A 20,634-nucleotide genomic window follows, 5' to 3' on the forward strand; every position below is an offset into this window, starting at 1 on the left:
CCTCTTTGTGACTTACTTTATTTGAATAGCCAGACTTTGCTGGTTCGCTTGCTGTTTGCCCTTTTGATGCTGATGGCTGTCGACCATTTGTTTGATTTGAGATACGCACGAGCCACAGTTAGTACCGCATTTGAGTTTGTTTTGAAGTTGGGTCACTGACGTGCAGTCTTGTTTCTCCATCGCGTCATGTATTTGTTTATCGGTGACGCGGAAACAACTACAAACCAGTTTGGCACTGCTTTGCGATTGAGTGATGGTAAGCAGTTGCGATAGCTCCATCGGCTTGCCAATCAAGCCGGTAAAGTTGGTGTAGTCGGTTTGAATCGGTTCACCGGACACCACCAAAACGGAGCGAATGATACGAACGTCTCCAACAAGGTCATAGTCCACCGCTAGCCAACCTTGGGCAATATCTATCGTAATTCTGCGGCTCTTTTCCGTTCGACAAAAACTCTGCTTCTTTGGTCGCTTATCGTGTGCAAAGCGCCAAATGCCCAAATTGCTTTCTGCTTGAAATGCGCTGTAGAGAAATTTACCGGAATCAAACTGTGTACCGATGAACATACCGTAGGTTTTTACCGCCGCATCTTGCACCTCAACATAAGACGACTTAAACGCAGGCTGACCAGAAATAGGGTCTTTTGCGCTGTTTACTATCGCGTTAACACTGCTTTCACCGCCATATCGACCCGCCCAGTGCATTGACATAAACAGCTCTTGAAAACCCAAACCTTCATCAATGGCAACTTTGGCATAAATACCGGTGTTTGAAGTAGGCTGAAACAGCTTGGTGAGTTGTCCTGCTTTTAAGCGATTTTGAGTGGCAGAGAGTGTGTTCATGTACACGGTTGGTTCTAACTCAGAGGCGGCAAGGTGTGCGATATGCCCTGTGCGCGTCATGGTATGCCATTGGTCGCGTTGCCTGCCCGTATTGAGCCACCAGCCTTTTGTTCTTTCTAAACGCGTTGGAGATTCACTTGTCACGACAAAACGCGCTTTACCATCTGGGTGCGAATAGACGCCATCAGCAAAAGGACGCTCTCCTCCCCATTGTGTTGGCACCCACTCTTCGTATTCTTGTTCGGTTAAGTTGGCGTATTGAGAAAGATCTAGCTTCAATGGCGAATCTGCATTCATGCCTGTCATCGCCGCATATTCCCTGAATACCGCCCGCTCAGAAGTAAACGCAAAACCATTTTGTGTCTTTTCCAATGCACACATAGCTTGTCCGACTTGGCTTATCGCCCACCAATCTGATTTTGCTTCACCGGGAGGCGTTTGAAACTGACGCTGCCTAGAAAGTCGACGCTCAGAGTTGGTCACCATGCCTTGTTTCTCCCCCCAGCCAGCGGCGGGCAGCAACAGGTCTGCGTAATGTGCGACATCCGAATCCACTGTGATATCGGAAACAATCACAAACGGACAAATCTCTAGTGCACGTTTTACCAATTGGTTATCTGGTAAAGAGACGACGGGATTGGTTGCCATAATCCAGAGAACTTTAATCTCACCACGTTCTACCGCCTCAAACAGCTCAACGGCTTTTAAACCGGGCTGAGTGGCAATTTCTGGTGAATCCCAAAACGCCTGCACTTGCTTGATAGACTCTGCGTCAAAAGCGCGATGAACCGCTAATTGATTTGCCAAACCACCGACTTCTCGTCCGCCCATCGCATTCGGCTGACCTGTAATAGAAAACGGCCCGCAACCTGACTTGGCAATTTTGCCTGACGCCAAGTGTGCATTAATAATGGCATTGCCTTTATCAACACCATTTTCGGCTTGGTTAACCCCTTGGCAAAACAGCGTGATTGCGGTTGGGCTTTGTGCGAACCATTGGAAGAATGTCGTGAGTTTTTCTTCTGAAATGCCAATGGAAGACGTTAAATTAGTGACATCGTAACGCAAATCAGAAACTTCTTCTGCAAGCGCATCAAACCCGTCGGTATGGGAATTTATGTATTGAGAATCAAACCATTGCTGCTCAATAAGAAACTTAAGCAGCCCATTAAAAAGTGATACATCCCCATCATTTTTAATCGGTAGATGCAAATCGGCTTGCTGCGCTGTGACCGTTTCACGCGGGTCAATGACCACCAGCTTGAGATTAGGATTGTTCTCTCTCGCTTGTTGAATACGTCGGAATAAAACAGGGTGCGTCCAAGCAGTATTCGCACCGCAGATGACCAACAGCTCGGTATTATCAATGTCGTCGTAATTGACGGGAACGACATCTTCGCCAAATGCTCGTACATGAGCCGCAACCGCCGAAGACATACACAAACGCGAGTTAGTATCGATGTTTGCGCTGCCAACATAACCTTTCATGAGTTTGTTGGCGACGTAATAGTCTTCCGTCAACAACTGACCAGAAACATACATAGCGACGGAATCCGGTCCAAACTCTGCTTTCGCTTGATGAATCTTTTCTGCAATCAGATCTGTGGCTTGTTGCCATTGCACTTCTTGCCCTTGAGGTCGCTGCTTGGTGACAAGCTTTGGATACAGCAAACGCGAAGGCATATTCAAGCTCTCTGCCAGCGCGACGCCCTTTACGCACAGTGATCCCGCATTTGCAGGATGACACGCATCCCCAACGATTCCTTTCGCATTAACCTCGACACCACATCCAACACCACAATAGGGACAAGTGGTTTTTTTGCATCCTTGCGACATTCCGCCCCCTGATTCTTTCCTTAGAATGACGAGCTACAAGCGAAAAAAAACCTCTCCCGAAACGAGAGAGGCTGCATTGCCTATAAAAGCTCAAAAAAGTAATACCCTATCCGCTTGAAAGCGGCGCATCGAGTTAACGATGAACATAATCTAAATAGCAAACCCGATGCCAATTTTATATTGCATTACATTTCAATAACTTAACAAAATCCGTTTTCACTTTATAATTGGCAATGCACTGATTAGGTGCGAGTTTGAATCACAGAAGTGCAAGATTAACGGGCTAGTGCCATGACCAGTCTCGGCTCTCCATCACCGAAATAATCTTCTTCTTTTTCCAGAACCTTAAAGCCTAACGAAGTGTACAACTTGTAAGCCGGCGCATTGTTTGGATCGACAGTTAACTTAATAACAGAACCGGAACTTGCTTTTGCGATTACATTCTCCACAAGCGAACGTGCAATCCCCTTTCCTCGGTGCTGACTATCTACCGCAAGTGACAAGATCCAATGGGTGTTTTGTTCATCACTTTGTGCCATCAATACATAGCCTGTGACTTGCTCGCTTTGCTTGGAAACTACCAACCCCTGTTGCCAGCAATCAAATGCTTGTCTGAAGAAGAATCTTGGGTATGCATGATGCCCAAACAGTTTATGCTCAAGCTCGTATAGCGTAACTAAATCTTGTTTTTCTGCTGAGGTGATCTTCACAACAACTCACTCCTTCGGGACACATTAAGCAATATCTAAAGCCCCATTTCGATAAACTCCAATTATTTCAGTCAGATTCTAGTGCTTTACCAACTTTAGGCAAAGGTTGATTTTTCAAACAAAGAATCGTGTTCATGAGCACTCTTTCATATTAACGGAACGTCGTACCAGTTTTTATTTGATTGTTGGTTGTTTTTTGTAGAATAATCGCCGCTCTTATATACAAAAATAATAAAAACGATAAGGGCTAACCCGCCCACCATGAGCAACTGCACTCACCTTGCTAGGCGAATCATTATAAAAAATGAAGCATCCGTGCTTAAACGGATGCTTCCATTACGCTGTCAAAATTAGAGTTAAATAATGTCGATGTCTGGATTCGAGCAATCACCCCTGTTGCTCGATTATAAAAATAAAAAGTGGTGGCAGTTTTTAGGCATTCAAATCCTAATATTTTGCGCAATACAAGTAAGCTATAGCCTCTCCAACTTTTACGTGATAGCGCAAGATCGTGTCCACGTACTCTCTTTTACGGCCGCTTTCGTTGTAACAGTCATACTCCGATACAGTTGGCGCGTATTGCCAACAATCATTGCTGGGTTACTTTTCTACTATGGGTGCTTTTCCAAACGTCCGTGGGAAATGGCTTTGCTATTTTCTGTGTTGCTACCCGCATTGCCGCTGTTGTTTTGTCACCTCTACCGATCCGCATTAAAACGCGTTGCGGCGTATAACTTCACCTTAAAGCTCAGTTATTATGCGGTATTAATCGGCATTCTCTATCCTATTGCAAACACTGCTCTACTCATGCTGATTAGTGCCTTTTTAAGTGATGTGACAAATCTCTCTTTTGAGTTTATCGCTTACTCTGTTTTGAGCGCCATTTTGACACAAATGGTACTAACTCCTCTGTTGAGCCTTGGTTTAAGCTATGTCCTTGATGGAGAAAATGCTCCGTATATTAAGCTCGATCGTGCAATGATGGCGGCCTACTCTGATCCATTACACTATCGCTTATGGTTGATGGTATGTGCGCTATTTTTGGTCGCCAGCATATCCACACAAAACCCGCTGACACTCAATACGCTCAGTTTGATGTTACTGTGCCTAGTAGGCATGGGGTTAGGCAAGTTAGGTTTACTGCGCCCCATGTTGATTGGTGCAACGACATTGCTGGTATGCGTGGAAAACATCATCAGTCGATACAATCTTGGCTTTATATCTCGTGAACAAGTTTATGCGATGCTGCTGGTTTTGTTTGTCCTGACCATGCTCACTTTTATGCTTGGTGCCCATACAATAAAGAACTATGTCACGACACGTAATGCGATTCGAAAAGAACGCATCGACAGCTTCACTGGGTTATATAACCTCGCGCAATTAAAAGAAGATGTCGCCAAACAAACCCATGCAACACTTATCTACATCGATCTTGAACCAACCTTATCTAAACTTCATGGATTAGGACACCAAGGTCGAGCACAGTTAATGAAACAACTTAGCCAATACCTCGCGTATAAGACTGACCACCTAACTCGAGCTTATCTGCCGCCATTCGCTAGCGGTTTACTTTGTTTTGCACCACGCTTGCCAAACATGGAAGCAGAGTTAAACAAACTCATTGGGCTGTTAGACCGTTTTTATTTTTACTTCGACGACAGCGCGGTAAGCCTTGTAAAACGTACCATCCAGTGTGCTTCCATCTACGGAAACCACAATCTTGATCCTTTGATCTCCAAACTGTGCGAGCAACAAGGTCGCGACACCACATGCGTGAACTGGGTAACACACAATCAAGAAGAAAATAAGACACTTAACCAGTTGAGCTTCATTCAACAGTGCTTTCGCGAAAACGAATTTGAGCTCTATTGTCAGCCTTATCGAGCGCTATCGGATAACGCTCAAAATGCCCACTTTGAGATTTTGCTGCGCCTTAAACCTAAACAGGGAGAGCTTATGTCTCCGGCTGAGTTTTTCCCTTTAATCAATGAGTTCGGTTTAGAAAGAGAGCTAGACAAATGGGTAATCGAACACACTTTCAAAGCGCTAAAAAACCATATTAAAGATTGGGACTCGATCGGACGATGTGCCATCAATCTGACCGCCAAAGCGCTGAATTCACAGGGTTTAGCGGAAGACATTCAAACCGAAGCGGAGCTACACCAGATCCCGATGAATAAACTGTGTTTTGAAATCACTGAGTCGGATGCACTTCGTAATGAACCAATTGCAATTCAAAACTTAAACAGACTTCGGGAAGCAGGTTCCACCATCGCACTGGATGATTTTGGCACCGGTTATGCGAGCTTCGATTATTTGCGTCGCCTTCCCCTTGACGTACTGAAGGTGGACGGATCATTCGTGAAAAACATTGTCGACAGTGAAAATGACAGAATAATCGTCCAAGCCATCAGCCAAGTCGCCAGCAGCATGCAGTTAGTCACGGTTGCCGAGTTTGTCGAATCAGAAGATCATATCGACACACTGAAAGCGCTAAATATCCAGTTTGCTCAAGGGTTTGGGGTCGCAAGACCACTGCCGCTTTCGGAACACCTTACAAAGTTATCGAACAAAGCTTAACCGCAACATCTAAAACCATAAAATCGTAATATTTCGCGATATAATTTCAACTTATAAACACCGAACTGAAACTATATATCGCTTTTTTCAATTTTACATGGTTCGATAGTTTACACCTTTGCCTCTTCACTAGCATGATTCACCATCACCTCCATGTGATAACAATCACTAAAACAGTTAACATCCGCGCGATTATTATTTTTATAAAGGCGAGTTTTAAGTGAAAGAATCTCGAGATACATTAAATTTTAGTGAATTAAACACAACAAACGCTTGGACTAAACATGATACCCATTGGGTACTAAGTCTGTTTGGTACTGCCGTGGGTGCGGGTATTTTATTCTTACCGATTAACTTAGGTATTGGCGGGTTTTGGCCACTTGTCGTCATGGCGGTACTCGCCTACCCAATGACTTATTTGGCACACCGTGGCCTAGCACGATTTGTGCTGTCATCAAAAGTGAAAAACGCAGATTTTACCGATGTGGTTGAAGAGCACTTTGGCGCAAAAGCGGGACGCTCTATCTCTCTCTTGTATTTCCTTTCGATCTTCCCGATTCTACTTATCTATGGCGTAGGTATTACCAACACCGTTGACAGCTTCATGGTCAACCAAGCGGGTATGGAGCCATTACCGCGTGCCCTACTGTCCGGCGTATTGGTGTTCAGCTTAATTGCTATCATGATGGCGGGTGAAAAAGTGATGCTACGTGCGTTTGCTATCATGGTTTACCCATTGGTTGCGATTCTGGCGTTTCTTTCATTTTATCTGATGCCGAACTGGAGCATACCAGTGATGGATGCGCCGGAAATGTCGTCCTTCGCAAGCACAATGTGGTTAGCGATTCCGGTTGTGATCTTCTCTTTCAGCCACGCAGCAGCAATTTCCACTTTTGCAAATGTTCAACGTCGTCATTATGGTGATGCGGCCGATAATAAATCAGAGCTGATTCTGCGTCGTACAAGCGTCATGCTGATTGCGTTTGTTCTTTTGTTTGTGTTTTCTTGTGTCTTGGCGCTTTCTCCAGAGCAACTGGCAGAGGCGAAATCGCAAAACGTATCAGTACTGTCTTACTTAGCAAATGCAACAGACAATCCATTCATTGCAACGCTTGGCCCACTGGTGGCATTTGTCGCGATCACCTCTTCTTTCCTTGGCCATTTCTTAGGTGCACGTGAAAGCCTAAATGGTTTGATCACTAAGCATTCAGATATGCCGAAACGCCGTGTTGATCACATCAGCGTTGTGGTGCTATTCGTGTCTATTTGGATTGCGGCAATCATGAACCCAAGCATTCTTGGCATGATGGAAGCGCTCTCTGGACCTGTCATTGCAATGATCTTGTTTATCATGCCAATGTTGGCGGTGTACAAAGTGAAAGCGTTAAAGCAATATCGTGGAAAAGTATCGACGTACTTTGTCCTATTGACGGGGATTATTGCAGTAAGTGCGTTGGTTTTTAGCTTGTTGAGTTAAGAAAAGAGACGTGGCTTTTATTTTCAGGGGAATACCTTATTTTTTATTAAGGTAATTCCCTGAATTTTGCTATGGTTTTCTTATTCGGTAATAGAAAGAGACTTTCTCATTACATGAATGTGAAAACACCTACGATCATTAGTACAGACGCGATGCAAGTACGACCGATGATACCAAAGTGGGAAGGTTGAATCATTTCATTGTGCATAGGCAATCTCCTTTTTAGTGAAAACAAGCCGTTTTCTCTTGGCTTACTAACACTATGTCGAAAAAAGCATTTTTCCACAACTCATACAAAGATTAAATTTTTATTACAGTCATGTGAATTTTTAGAGATCGAACGATTTTCTAAGATTGAATTATCATCAAACGGTGTCTTTATTTTTGAATCGGTCAGCGAAAATATCCCCACCAGTCTTCCGACCCTTCTTATATAAATAACCGCAGACAGACTCTACCTTCCTCCTCTACGACAAAGCTGAACTTTTTAAACGTTTACCTTGACCATATGCCTAGTTTCATTGGCTTGGTGAAGAGAATAATAAGCAGAATAAAACCGCTAAATCTATGGGTAATCGCGGTTAAGAGATGATAAACTTGTTACGTGTTTCATTATAAGAGTCAGCTTTTCTATCAACAGTCTGATGCCTTTACCGTTAAAAACGCTGCGATTCCTTTTTCCTATTATATTTGGAGTGCTTTGCTCACTACCCAGCCTAGCCGCTGACGCGCCCAAAAAGGAAAGCTACCTCAAGCAACATCTTGCTCGCGCAGATTATCCAATGCTGGAGTTCTACTTCGACTCCATTGGTAAACCTCGTTCAATTAAATCTAGCGATCTGTCGCTGCCACCTAATGCTTCGCCAGAATCTCAAGCACTGTATTACTTTGCCCGTATCTATCTAGAACGCTACGAAGGGGTTCCTTTACCGAAACTTCCCAACCTTGTGGAGTTTGGTAAAAAGCACAAGTTGCCGTGGGTTATTGCAGAAGCCAAACTCAACCAAGCCGTAGAATTGGTAGAAGCAGACGAAGTGTGGCAAGGCGAACTTCTATTACACGAAGTCATCAACACCGCGCGTGAGATCGGTTATGACTCTTTGCAGGGCCGCGCCTATCGCTGGTTAGGTAATGCCGAAGTCCAACGCGCTCAAGTGCAAACAGGCCTAAGACACTACCGTACTGCTTACGATCTGCTTGAACACTCTGAGTTTGAAATCCAAATCGCGATGACGCTCAATAATATCGCTTCTCTTTACATGGAACTGTCCGATTGGAAGCGAGCGAAAACCTACTTAGATCAAGCGATTTATGGGTATTTAAACAGCGATGATCATTACGACAACAGCCTTTTCCTGGCGATCATGTACGCTAACATGAGCGTGGTTTATTTTGGAATGGAAGAGTACCTTGAGTCTGAACACTATTTCGAACAAGCAGCGAAACTGTCGATGGAAACCGGCTCAGTAAGAATCAAACATAATTCTGTTTCCAACCTATCTCAGCTTTTGAGTACACTTGGTAAGATAGATGAATCATTAGAGCTAGCAGAAGCCTGCTTAGCCTTACCTAACCCTCAGAATCATAAAAGTATCAAAGCCGCTTGTTATGAGGCGTATGCCGAAGCGTACCTCGCAGACAATCAGTTTGATCAAGCAATCTTAAATGCGAAGTTGGCACTCGATAGCTTAAATGAATCGGCTAGCGCTGAAACTAAACAAAAAATGGACCTTCTTCTAGTCATGGTTCGGGCGAATCAAGAGTTGAAGAAGTTTGAAGCTGCATTTGATTACTTAGGTCAGTTACGCAGTTTGGAGCGCAACTTTTCTAGCCATGTCCATGGTGAAGAAATGATTAACATCAAGCTCGATCTTGAGGCAAAGTTAGCGCAAAAAGAGCTGACCTTACTAGAAGCAAAAAATGCGTTGCAAGCATCAGAGCTTGAATCTCAACGCTATCGTGAAATCTTCTATTTTTGTGTCGTTGCGGCTATCGGTTTTTGGTTGTTCCGTTACATCCGCCAGATGAATAAGATCAACGAAGAGTTGGCGCAACAGAACACAACAGATCCGCTAACTAAAGTCCATAACCGCCGCTACCTTCCTAGCTGGTTGGAAAATATGGCTCGTCGCAGTCCAGATAGAAAGTTTGCCTTAGCGGTCATTGATATCGACCACTTCAAATCGTTCAATGACCAATACGGGCACGACTTAGGCGATAAGATGCTGATACACGTCGCCACTATTTTGGATGAGGCGACACGCTCTGGTGATCTTTTGGTTCGTTGGGGTGGTGAAGAGTTTGTATTATTGTTCGAAATCCGTCACGTCGACGACTGTGCAAAAACACTCAACCGTTTGAGACTTGCAGTAGAAAACAACAATCTAGAGGTTGACTCACAGTCGCTAAGCGCCACAATCTCTCTCGGCGCGGTCAACGAGTTAAGCGCTCAATCGATCAAACAAGAGTGGGATAAGTGGTTCTTTGCCGCGGACCAAGCTCTGTATGATGCCAAACAAGCTGGTCGTAACCAGCACAAAATTCACTCGACGTCATAGAAAAGCACAATGAAAAAAATATGGATTCTTGCTGCATTTGCCCCTTTCTTTTTGGCTGCATGCAGTAACCAACAGGCTTCCCAACTTGGAATGCGAAGTAGCAGTGTTAATGTGTACGCTCAGCAAATGAGTAACATGCAATTATGCGAAACGCTCTACTACAATCGCGCCACAAATCAAACTCGAGTAGCAATCGGTGCTGAATTCAACCGTCGCGGTTTGAACAAGAAATGGTGCGATAAAGAATTTAAGAAGTTTTATGTTGAAAAGGTAGTTGACGGTCTGCTGTCTCGTAAAGAACAAGCCCCTACAGAACCTGAGGCAACCATACAACCTGCCATATAAATCACCCCATTCCATAAAAAGCAGGGAATTACTCTAGTTTTCCTGCTTTTTAAACACGCTATCTTCCAGTCAAATATCCAGAATCCCAAGTGACTTCAAGCAGTTAACGTCAAGATAATGTCGTGCGTCGAAAAATGAACGTAAATAAGATGTAAACAGTTTTCGTCTCCTTAGTTAACCGCTAGCTTTGTTTAGACCTGTTTAAAGGAGTATCGAACAGGGACAAAAATTCCAAACAAAGACAATGAGGTCACAAATGGAAACACGCATTAATCGCCTATTCGCCGCGATGTTGGCAGTAGGTATTTCTCCTGCCGTCTCGGCATACGATCCGCTCTATTCAGAGCAATGGCACTTAAACAACACAGGACAAACGGCGTTCGCGGCCAATCCTGCGGTTGCGGGTAACGATTTAAACACCAACCTGACACAAGCAATGGGTATTGCTGGCGTTGGGGTGAAAGTTGCCGTTATCGATTCTGGTGTTCAAATCGACCACCCAGACCTTGCAGGTAACGTAGTCACAGGCAGCAGAAACTTTGTTGAAGACTCTTCATTCCCAGCCGACTACCCAGTCGATGCAAATGGTCACGGTACTGCCGTTGCCGGTTTGATCAGTGCGGTCGGTAATAACGGTGAAGGCGTTCGCGGTGTCGCTTCTCGCTCTTCTTTGATGGGCTTTAACTGGCTCGCTAACCAAACGCTTGAAGGTTGGTTAATTTCTCACGGTGCAGACGCGTCTACCAGCGACGTGCGCGTATTCAACCAAAGTTATGGCTTTAGCCCACTTACCCCTATTCCATTCGACGAGAACGATCCTCAGTTCAAACTCGAAATGGATGTCATGAAAGATGTGAGTGAAAGTAACGCATGGGGCCGTGGAGCAGTCTTCGTTAAGTCTGCAGGTAACGGTTATCGTTACTTCAATACTGGCCGATTCTTCGTTCTTCCAGGCGATTTCTTCGCCGGTGGTGGTAACAAAGGCTTACCAATGCACAACTCACAGCAGTCTTATGACAACGCAAGTTACTACAACCTAGTCACTAGTGCATTACGTGCCGATGGTACACGTGCAAGTTACTCGTCTGTAGGTACAAACGTTTGGGTTGCTGCACCAGCGGGTGAATACGGCCAAGACTTTCCAGCAATGGTAACAACGGACTTAATGGGCTGTGAAGAAGGTCAAAACACCAGCGCAGATTTGGGTATTAATGGCTTACATGGCGGTACAGAGCAAGATCCAAACTGTAACTACACCAGCACGATGAATGGTACGTCTTCTGCTGCTCCAAACACCTCTGGTGCGATTGCCGCAATCATGTCGACAAACCACGCGTTATCAGCTCGTGATGTTCGTGCTCTTCTTGCAGAAACAGCAAGTGTCACGGACAAAGATCACCCAGGTGTTGCACTTGAATTTGTCAACAACCAAGGTGAAGTTGTCAGTTATGAAGCTATTTCACCATGGCAGAAAAACGCAGCGGGCGTTGATTTCCATTCCTTCTATGGTTTTGGTGCCGTTAACCTAGATGAAGCAATGAAGCGTGCACGTATGACAAACAACGTTCTACCTGCACAAGTCATTACGCCATGGGCAAACAATGCAACTGAAGTGAGCGTTCCAGATGCAAGCTTAACAGGCGGCTCTTCTGCTATTGCGATCACTGAAGACTTAACGGTTGAGTCTGTTCAAGTTAAGCTAACGCTTGAACACTCACGCCTACCAGATTTGGCAATTGAACTAATTTCTCCAGCAGGTACGCGTTCTGTTCTACAAACGCCTCGCAACGGCCTTGTTGGTCAATCACTTGATCCAACAGTGGCAGGTTACGAAAACCAACTAATGCTGTCGAACCAGTTCTACGGTGAGAATGCGAAAGGCGAATGGACGCTACGCGCGATCGATACCAACGGTGATGAAGTATTCTCATTCATTGCATATTTCAACTCTTCTGCTATCTATGATGTACCGATGGCAAACAACGCACAACCAGGGGTTATCAAAAGCTGGTCTATGCGTATCTTTGGTCACTAAGGAGTCAATCACATGAAATTTATGACTTTTTCTATTCTGGCTCTTTCAACAATGGCGGCAACTGCAAGTGCACAGCAATTGGCAGAGCAACCAACCCCTGAGTTATTCGTCGCTTCTGACGCGTTAGAAGTTAACGGCCAAGACTACCGTAAGCTATCAGTCAATAACTTATCTGAAGCCGCTGAACTGCATGCCGGTGATGAGGTGTTTAAGAACGCGTTTAGTAACGTATCTAAAGCCACAGGCCTTATCTTTGTAACAGTAAAAAGTCCTACGGATGCAAAGGCTGTAGCAAAGGAGCTGAAACTTGAAGTTGTCTTCGCACAAGGTGAATCCGCGGTGTTTAAAGCATCAGAAGGCCAAGATCTTCTTGGCATCAGTGATTACCTAAATGCGGACAGTCGCGTAAAAGCGTCTAAAATTGAACTAAACAGCGGTAAATACCGTGCACAATAATTCTCTAGCAAGAGAAGTTGGCTGATAAAAATGCCTCAGCAATCGCTGAGGCATTTTCTTTACTAATCAGCTTCAATCTAATTTATTGAATAAACCCGATCAACTTCTTGGCAATATCGGTATTGTTCTGTGAGCCCACAAACTTATCAGCCCCTTTCCCGTAAGCGAACACTTGAACATCAACAGCGGTATGGCCCTTCGTCGTCCAACCAGTAAAACTCTTCTTGTTGATGATGTCTTTCACTTCTTTATAAAGCGCTTTCGCTGGTTCTTCACTTAATTTCGCATAAGCGAGTTGTCTACCTTGCTCTTTCGACAATTCCCAATCCACAGAAGCATTCCATGTTTTGATCATATCGTGAGACTGCGCTAATGACATCGCTAAGGGCCATGCAGTTTGATGAACTCCTTTAATCGCCTCTGTATCCCATTGGTATTGTCCATTTGCACCGATAGTTAAACCGCCTGTGGAGTGGTCAGCCGTCACCACCAACAAAGTGTCTGGATGCGCATCGACATAAGCTTTCGCCAATTCAATCGATTTGGCAAAGTCATCCATTTCTGCCATCGCGCACGCAATGTCGTTCGCGTGGCCACACCAATCAATTTGACTGCCTTCAATCATAACGAAAAAACCGTTATCTCGACGTTGCAGCAGTGAGAGAGCTTTGTTGGTCATTTCCTCTAGACGAGTGGGATTCTCATCAAGCGCAAATGGAAATGCCTTATCTGCGAACAGGCCTAAAGCAGGTAAAGTTTGCAATGCAGGAAGGTCTTTGAAATCGGTAATGTACTGGTAACCTTGCTGTTTAAATTCTTCAACCAAATTGCGATCTTCACGTTCAAAATAACGCACACCGCCACCAAGTAATAAATCAACAGGTAACTGATCATCGACTTTGTTATCAATGTAGTCATTGGCAATCTCATCATAGTTTCGACGAGATTCATTGTGAGCTGCAAAGCTCGCTGGCGTGGCGTGATTAATTTGTGACGTTGCAACTAATCCAGTCGTCATCCCCTGCTCTTTTGCCATCTCAAGCATGGTTTTAACTGGCTTTTTATCGACATCAACCGCCACAGCACCATTATAACTCTTAATGCCACTGCTAAGTGCCGTCGCGCTTGCTGCACTGTCAGTAACATAGGTGACATCATCAGGATACGTCTTTGCCATACCAACTAAGATCGAGTCAAACACCGTCGGCTCAATCTCTTTTGTGGCTGGGTCATCATGATAATAACGGTAGGCAGAGGTAAAGGCAGGTCCCATCCCATCACCAATCATATAGATGATGTTTTTAGGCGCCTCGCTGGCAAAGACAGGACTGGCAAATAAGCAGGCAGTTATTAGAGGGGTTTTCAGTTTCATATCTCATCCATGACATAATGCGATGATGCCAATATGGCACTCATCAACTTGAGTATCGTTCTAATGTTAAAGCATTAACGAATACTATCATGCAGTTAGGATGAAACATGGCGTTAGTTCATAGTTTTACAACGCACATCATTTCTTAAATAAGATAACCTCAGTGCGCAGCTCAGCCTGCTCAGTATCATGCGGACTGTTTAAGTAGCGTTCAATACCCAAAGGTTTGTTTTTCACTTTAACACCATCATGCCGAGTCACACTCATCGCCATTGACCACGCATTACCCAGAAACCAATATTCACCTTTATGCTCCACAACAAAGGTGTCACTGGCCGGAATAGTTCCCGCAACAAAATCCCCCATCGCGGCAACGCCAGCTTTAACTGGTAAACAGGTAATAAATTCAAAGTATCCACGCTTCATGTCCATGGATAAGTAATAGCAAAAGAGCTCTCCGGTCACAGGTAGCTTCTCTTTTTCTACGAGGTCAAATAATCGTTCAATGTGATCTTGCATGATTGGTCCCAGATCATTCATCATGCCGGAACCCGTTAAGCCAATGTAGTTAATTTCATTTTGCTGACGACTACCGACTTCAACCAATTCAGATAAGACAGTTCCGGTCTCTAATTGGCGCTTCAGCATGCGCAGCCCACGTTCATAGTCCATCTCAATCATGCTTTTAAACATGCCTTTCAAGAAGAATAAAAACCACGGCACGCTTGATTGCATCTGCCATTCCACCACAGATCCTTTCTCTGATGGCGTAACGATTAACGTCACTTTCGCATGACTTTTAAAAGGGCGGAAAAAGTGCAATTCCATATCTAAACGATGTTCTTGTGTGCTCTCTAAGACCATTGCCCCAGTACCAACACGCTTCCCGTTCCACTGATAGCCGGAACCGACCAGCCCCTGCTCATTGCTGTAAGTCAGCTCGCAATCCGGCTCTAAAATAAGCCAAGGAGACCATTCCGGCCAATTCTTAAAATCTTTGAGGTAATCGATAATTTCGCTTTGTGTCTTTTCGATTTCAACGCTCTTACTGACGTGGTACGAAAGCATAGTCGCTCCTTGAGTTTCCCTTCCACTCCCTAGAGTCTAATTCATATCAGTGTTTTTTCTTTTTTCACTGGCAGTTAGGTACAAAAAAACCAGAGTGAAATCTCTGGCTTTTCGTTATTCACACCGTTCGAAGCACTCCCCTAATCGAAGTGCTCAATCAGGAAACAAAGTCGATTTTGGCCGTAAACCTTACGCCATCATCCTCTAATTCAAACGGCCAACTCATGCGCTCACAGATGCGTTGCACAATCACAAGCCCACAGCCATAACCGGCATTGTAGGTCTCATTACCATCATGGCGATTCACAACCACCAATTGAGTGCTATTCAGTTCAATCTCGATGTCACCAACGCTGTAACTGAATGCATTCTTAACCAGGTTATTGATCACAATGGTGATAAAACTCTCAGGCGCATGCACCACACCACTGTCTTTTTCCCTTAACTGGTACTCTGCACCTTGTTTAGCAAACAGAGGAGCAAGCTCTTCTAGCTGTTGATTGAGGCAAACAATCAATTCATGGTCGCCGTAGTGCTGCGGCTCAACATTCTCTTTCCCTAACAGTAAGAAAGCTTCCGTTAGAACCCGCATTTCTTCACTGGCCAGTTGAAGACGCGCAATGGCTTTTTGCGCGACGCGTGGTTGATCTGGCACTCGGCTTAAAATATCTGCAGAGCCTTTTATTACCATGATGGGCGTTCGAAGTTCGTGTGATGCAAATCGGCTAAACTCTTGCTCTCGTCGGAAGTAACCTGCGATGTTGTTTTTACTGTCCAGCAAAGTTTGCTCAATATGTCGGGTTTCACTGAACTTAGTATCGACTTCAAACGCGGGTTGGTCCGGCGGCATACAGCCGATTTTGCCTTCAATTTTCGCCAGTGGACGAGAAAGAATTCGCACCATGTAAACACCGTAGCCAACCATGATGATGGAAAACAAGCCACCCAAGAAAAAAGTAAACTGATGCAACGAGCTTTCGTACTCATCCAGATAATCATCGGAATCATCTTGAAAGACGATGTACATCAATCCTTCACCAGATGGGTGCTCGAAGACAACAAAGTGCTTATCCTCTTCACCTAATAGGTATTCATAGAAGCCTGGAAACTTAAACGACAGCAACCAATCAGGTGTCGGAGCTTTGCTCCAGTAGGAATCAAACTCCATCACGTTTGGCAAAGGGGCATCCCAACCCTGCTTTTTGTAATTCTCTTTGTATAGAACCACTTCAGTATCGAGCCAGTGATGCAAGCTCAACACTTCCAGTTTGTTCTCTGCCACATAAATTAATGACCAAAACAACGTAAACATTGCAAACGTCATAAGGCCAAAACCCCAACGAATTTTGCGATAAATACTTGGGTAATCTTTATGCTTTAAGTCGGTAACCTTGTCCATGAATGGTCTCTAATCTAGAATCATCAAACCCTTTGTCGAGTGCAGTTCTTAGCCCGTAAATATGACTACGCAACGCATCACTGCCCGGAGGTTCATCCCCCCAGACATCCTCAATAACTTCGGTTCGAGATACCGATGCCGGAGCCCGCTTTAATAACAGTTTTAAGATCTTAGTTTGAATACGACTCAGTTTGAGTGCTTTACCCATTCTTGTGACTTGGTCGGTACGCACATCTAAACTAATGTCGGCAAATTTGAGCGTGCCAACATCTTGTCTCGGGCCTCGATTTGCCAGTGCATGCACACGTAAACTCAACTCTTGCATTGCAAATGGCTTCATCAAATAGTCGTCACCCCCAGCTTGAAACGCGGCAACTTTGTCGTCTAACGTATCTTTGGCGGTTAAAAATAATATCGGCGTACCACATAGATACTCTTGACGCAGTTTATGGACGGTACTGATGCCATCAAGTTTCGGCATCATGATGTCCATAATGATCACATCATAATGATTCTCTTGAATTAAATTTAGCGCGGCCTCTCCATGATAAGCGCAATCTATCGTCATCCCTTCCAATTCCAGATAATCGGCAATAGTTTCTGAAACATTGTGATTATCATCGACAATTAATATTTTCATAGGCTCACGTTTCTTCACGAACACTTCACGATACGCATCATAAGATACAACCAAATTCATAAATAAGCTTTCAAAAACAGGTATAAATCATGAAAAAATTAGCGCTTGTAGCCGCAGTGGGCATGGCATTATCGGGTTGTGGTGGTTCTGGTGACGGTGGCAGCTCTTCACCTCAACCGGCAGCAAAACCAAGCTCAGCGATTGGTACGGTTGAGTCCGTAAATGAAGCGAAAAGCACCATTACAGTAAATGGCTACACCTACCGCGTTTCTGAAGTCATGTATGGTTCAAAAGAAACCAACCTTGGCGCCGTTCAGCCAAACATGATGGTTCAAGTGGGTTCTGGAACAGAAAAATCAACAGAGGAACCGGTTGTTGTTACGCTAGAACCGACCATGACTGGCACGGTGACCGCGATTGACCACATCAACAAAACGTTCACGGTAAACGGTGTTGAACTTCATTTCGAAGGTTTAAGTGATGAAATCGACCAAGGCGACTGGGTTATGGTGTCTTCACTACCAACCGCTGATGCGGGCTACAAAGTGCTATCCGTCGTTAAGTTTGATTTCGATTACAACGGTCCTGATGAAATTGAAGGTCGTATCTCAAGCATTGACACCAATAACGGTACATTCAAACTAGGTGCGAACGTCACAGTCTCTTATGACCGAGTTGATGGTTTGAGCGTTGGCGAATGGGTAGAAGCCGAAGGTACGATGCAAGGCGATGTTTTCATGGCTACAGAAGTTGAAGTCGAAAACTACGACAGCTTGGTCGGTGATAACGACGTAGAAGGCATTGTTACTTGGGTCGCTAATGACTACAGCCAATTCTCACTAAACTACCGTGGTAACTTCGTTGTCGATAACGCGACCCGCTTTGAAGACGGAACTAAAACCGACTTGAAACAAGGCCAAGAAGTTGAAGTAACGTCTGTAATGAAAAATGGCGTTCGCACCGCGACCGAAGTCGAGATCGACGGCCCAGATTTTGATGGTGACCACGACAGTAACTGGCAAGGTAAAGAGTTTGAATGTGAAGGTGTGGTAACAAACTACAACGTAAACACGGAAACGTTCCAAGTTTCACGCTGTGAAGATGATGCAGACCAAGTCATGTCCAACAACACCGTTGTGATTGACGCTCAAACTCGCTTTGAAGGCTTAGAAAAGCACAATCTAAACGGCACTAAAGTCGAAGTTGAAGGTGTGATCATCAACAACCAAAACGTAGCACGTGAAGTAGAAGCAGAAAGCCACGACGACTAACGTAATGTAAATACACGCAAATATTTAAGAAGCATCACAATTTGATGCTTCTTTTCCTCCCGTGTCGACTTTTCTTCTATCCTCTTTACAACAGATACGTATGACCAAATGAGGGATTAATAATGCGTAAAATAACACTGCCTCTAATGATGATTTTCAGCGCTTGTGCTTCAGCAAGCAGTTTTGCTGCAACAAAGGCTGATGCAACACCAGAGCGAGTTGAATCTTTTGAGTGCACCGGTTCAGTAAACAGCTATAACGCAGACTCCCGAACGTTTGTTCTTGCTTGCCAAAACGAGCATGGGCCTGAATTTCAAACCAAAACCGTCGTGATTGATAGCAATACTCAACTCGAAGGAGTACAGGAAGCCAACCTAGATGGTGCAACGATTGAGGTTGATGGTGTGGTTGTAGGTGATCAAAATATCGCAAGAGAAATTGAGCTCGCGAACGACTAAACTTCCGAAATTACAACAGAAACCCACAAGTGTCGCTTTGGCGGCACTTTTCTTTTCCTGCAAATCAGAATCCCTCAGTTACACTTAATGCATGTTTACATAAATACGGTAACTGGAATGAAAATACGTAATCTGGCCCTCCTTCTTTTCTTGTTTGTTTCTACAGCCAGCTATGCAGGCGTAATGGACCCCGACTGTGATGCTGAAAAAGCCGCGAAAGCAACGGCAACCAAAGCGGTTGTTGGTGTTGGTGGTCGTTGTACCCCAAAAGAAGCGTTGAAAGATACCACCGTAGAAGCGGGCAAAGACGCTCTGCCAGATGAGGGGATTGCAGGTAAAGCAGTTGATGCTGCAATGCCAGAAAAAGAAAAGAAACCTCTTAAGAACACAACCAAGAAAATCATCACGGATTAATGCTGTGTTTCCGCGTACAAAAAGAGCGCCCAGATGGACGCTCTTTTGTTTTTCGCTCGAAATGCTTAAGCCGCTTCAGCTTGACCAATCCAATGGTAATGGTGATTCGCTTTCTTACCGACTAAACCAAGCTCAGCCAATTCTTCAAATACTTTATCAACTTCTTCTGCTGAAAGTCGGAACTGCTTCGCGACGGCTTTCTTAGTACATGTCACTTGATGCCCTTTTAGCGCATCACTCACTTGTTCTAATAACGTCTTTGGTTCTTCTGGCTCAATTGGCACAGACATTTCAGGTTGTTCTTCCTCTTTAATATGAGGTAAGTAACCCGCCGGTTCGAGTTCAATATCACGAACGTTCGCTAGCGTAATACCATCGTTTCTGCGGAAGTAATGACGGAAGCGGTTCTCTTCACCAATCAATCCAACGAAAAACGCTGCGAAGAAGTCCAACAAGATTGATAAGAAGACCACCAAACCAAGCTGCGCTTGAGACGATGTAGTACCGAATGCTTTCGCCAAGCTGTCAATCAAGCCGATCACCGAACCTTGCGCTACTGGCGGTAAGCTGTCGCGTTCCGTCGCTAGGCGTTGCTGTTCTTCACGCAATTTCTTGTTTTGCTCTTGAATACGAGAGACACCTGTCGCGATGCGCTCCATTTCGATGTACTTTTGCGCCGCCATGTTGTTCAGTTCAATCTGTTTATCGATTGATGCAATCTGACGGTTGTAGGCTTCAACTTTTGCCTGCTCTACCGAGATATGGCTTTGTGCACTGTTGGTCGCACTGTTGATACCACCGATACTGCCACCAATAGAAATGGCAGCGAGAACCAAATAAAACACCAATGCCGTTAAGGCACCTGCGTAGTTTCGATGGGCACGACGCTCACCATATTCATACCAAGCGTAAAATTTACCCGCTTCAAATATGATGGCCAAACCGCCAAATAGCGCCTGCATCATTGGGTTTTCATCAATCGACAAAAACAGTAAAAGAGAGAAAATAGTCGATGCTAAAATCGCTGCACCAGTAAACGCATACACGCTCACCATCGCAAAGCGACCTTTAGGATATCGATATCCGATCTGTTGTTCGTATTTCATTGGAGAAATTTCTTAAGATTCCGCAACCCTTATATGACGGGCGCTTCAGGCAACTACAAAGGTGCGGAG

The 20,634-nt window shown here is 44.6% G+C and carries 16 protein-coding genes; 9 read left to right on the forward strand and 7 right to left on the reverse strand.

What is annotated here, in order from left to right:
* Window positions 1-12: 12 nt before the first annotated feature.
* On the reverse strand, window positions 13-2,676 hold the full coding sequence (locus tag L1076_RS01785) for a nitrate reductase (protein ID WP_237303015.1): 2,664 nt from the start codon (window positions 2,674-2,676) through the stop codon (window positions 13-15).
* A 275-nt stretch (window positions 2,677-2,951) separates the two neighbouring features.
* A complete protein-coding gene (locus L1076_RS01790; RefSeq protein ID WP_039976522.1) occupies window positions 2,952-3,386 on the reverse strand; it encodes an N-acetyltransferase in 435 nt (144 codons plus the stop codon).
* A 363-nt stretch (window positions 3,387-3,749) separates the two neighbouring features.
* Between L1076_RS01790 and L1076_RS01795 the strand changes: the two genes are divergently transcribed.
* The 6 genes from L1076_RS01795 to L1076_RS01820 all read left to right on the forward strand — a co-directional run bounded on the left by L1076_RS01795 (window position 3,750) and on the right by L1076_RS01820 (window position 12,837).
* Complete coding sequence (locus tag L1076_RS01795; protein ID WP_343231837.1) at window positions 3,750-5,966, forward strand: EAL domain-containing protein; 2,217 nt, start codon at window positions 3,750-3,752, stop codon at window positions 5,964-5,966.
* A gap of 220 nt (window positions 5,967-6,186) precedes the next feature.
* Window positions 6,187-7,443, forward strand: coding sequence for an aromatic amino acid transport family protein (locus tag L1076_RS01800; protein WP_237303017.1), 1,257 nt, complete (start codon window positions 6,187-6,189; stop codon window positions 7,441-7,443).
* 782 nt (window positions 7,444-8,225) lie between these two features.
* Window positions 8,226-10,001: a tetratricopeptide repeat-containing diguanylate cyclase gene (locus L1076_RS01805; RefSeq protein ID WP_237303018.1), complete on the forward strand. Its 1,776-nt coding sequence runs from the start codon at window positions 8,226-8,228 to the stop codon at window positions 9,999-10,001.
* Window positions 10,002-10,010: 9 nt separating this feature from the next.
* Window positions 10,011-10,346 carry a hypothetical protein gene (locus L1076_RS01810; protein ID WP_038873503.1) on the forward strand — a complete coding sequence of 112 codons (336 nt, stop codon included), beginning with the start codon at window positions 10,011-10,013 and terminating at the stop codon, window positions 10,344-10,346.
* 256 nt (window positions 10,347-10,602) lie between these two features.
* Complete coding sequence (locus L1076_RS01815) at window positions 10,603-12,381, forward strand: S8 family peptidase (RefSeq protein WP_104027149.1); 1,779 nt, start codon at window positions 10,603-10,605, stop codon at window positions 12,379-12,381.
* Between the two features lie 12 nt (window positions 12,382-12,393).
* Window positions 12,394-12,837: a hypothetical protein gene (locus L1076_RS01820; protein ID WP_104027150.1), complete on the forward strand. Its 444-nt coding sequence runs from the start codon at window positions 12,394-12,396 to the stop codon at window positions 12,835-12,837.
* Between the two features lie 82 nt (window positions 12,838-12,919).
* Here L1076_RS01820 and L1076_RS01825 read toward each other — a convergent pair whose 3' ends face one another.
* From L1076_RS01825 to L1076_RS01840, 4 genes are all read right to left on the reverse strand, one after another.
* On the reverse strand, window positions 12,920-14,209 hold the full coding sequence (locus L1076_RS01825) for an alkaline phosphatase (RefSeq protein ID WP_038873495.1): 1,290 nt from the start codon (window positions 14,207-14,209) through the stop codon (window positions 12,920-12,922).
* Between the two features lie 138 nt (window positions 14,210-14,347).
* Window positions 14,348-15,277 carry an SRPBCC family protein gene (locus tag L1076_RS01830; protein ID WP_237303019.1) on the reverse strand — a complete coding sequence of 310 codons (930 nt, stop codon included), beginning with the start codon at window positions 15,275-15,277 and terminating at the stop codon, window positions 14,348-14,350.
* 157 nt (window positions 15,278-15,434) lie between these two features.
* Window positions 15,435-16,676 (reverse strand): HAMP domain-containing sensor histidine kinase, encoded by a 1,242-nt coding sequence (locus L1076_RS01835; protein ID WP_038873489.1) that lies wholly within the window; start codon window positions 16,674-16,676, stop codon window positions 15,435-15,437.
* Window positions 16,648-17,316 (reverse strand): response regulator transcription factor, encoded by a 669-nt coding sequence (locus tag L1076_RS01840; RefSeq protein ID WP_038873507.1) that lies wholly within the window; start codon window positions 17,314-17,316, stop codon window positions 16,648-16,650. Before L1076_RS01840 ends, L1076_RS01835 begins: the two co-directional genes overlap by 29 nt.
* Window positions 17,317-17,405: 89 nt before the next feature.
* Here L1076_RS01840 and L1076_RS01845 point away from each other — a divergent pair, with 89 nt between their 5' ends.
* The 3 genes from L1076_RS01845 (at window position 17,406) to L1076_RS01855 (ending at window position 19,459) form a co-directional block, all read left to right on the forward strand.
* Window positions 17,406-18,587, forward strand: a complete 1,182-nt coding sequence (locus L1076_RS01845; RefSeq protein ID WP_237303020.1) for a DUF5666 domain-containing protein — start codon at window positions 17,406-17,408, stop codon at window positions 18,585-18,587.
* A 122-nt stretch (window positions 18,588-18,709) separates the two neighbouring features.
* A complete protein-coding gene (locus tag L1076_RS01850) occupies window positions 18,710-19,045 on the forward strand; it encodes a hypothetical protein (RefSeq protein ID WP_042602915.1) in 336 nt (111 codons plus the stop codon).
* A 117-nt stretch (window positions 19,046-19,162) separates the two neighbouring features.
* A complete protein-coding gene (locus tag L1076_RS01855) occupies window positions 19,163-19,459 on the forward strand; it encodes a hypothetical protein (RefSeq protein WP_038877133.1) in 297 nt (98 codons plus the stop codon).
* Between the two features lie 65 nt (window positions 19,460-19,524).
* Here L1076_RS01855 and L1076_RS01860 read toward each other — a convergent pair whose 3' ends face one another.
* The gene (locus L1076_RS01860) at window positions 19,525-20,565 is read right to left on the reverse strand and encodes a hypothetical protein (protein WP_045405184.1); all 1,041 of its coding nucleotides are present in this window, start codon (window positions 20,563-20,565) and stop codon (window positions 19,525-19,527) included.
* Between the last annotated feature and the right edge of the window lie 69 nt (window positions 20,566-20,634).

The organism is Vibrio sp. MMG023, from assembly GCF_021654215.1.
In the GTDB taxonomy this organism is placed as follows: domain Bacteria; phylum Pseudomonadota; class Gammaproteobacteria; order Enterobacterales; family Vibrionaceae; genus Vibrio; species Vibrio jasicida.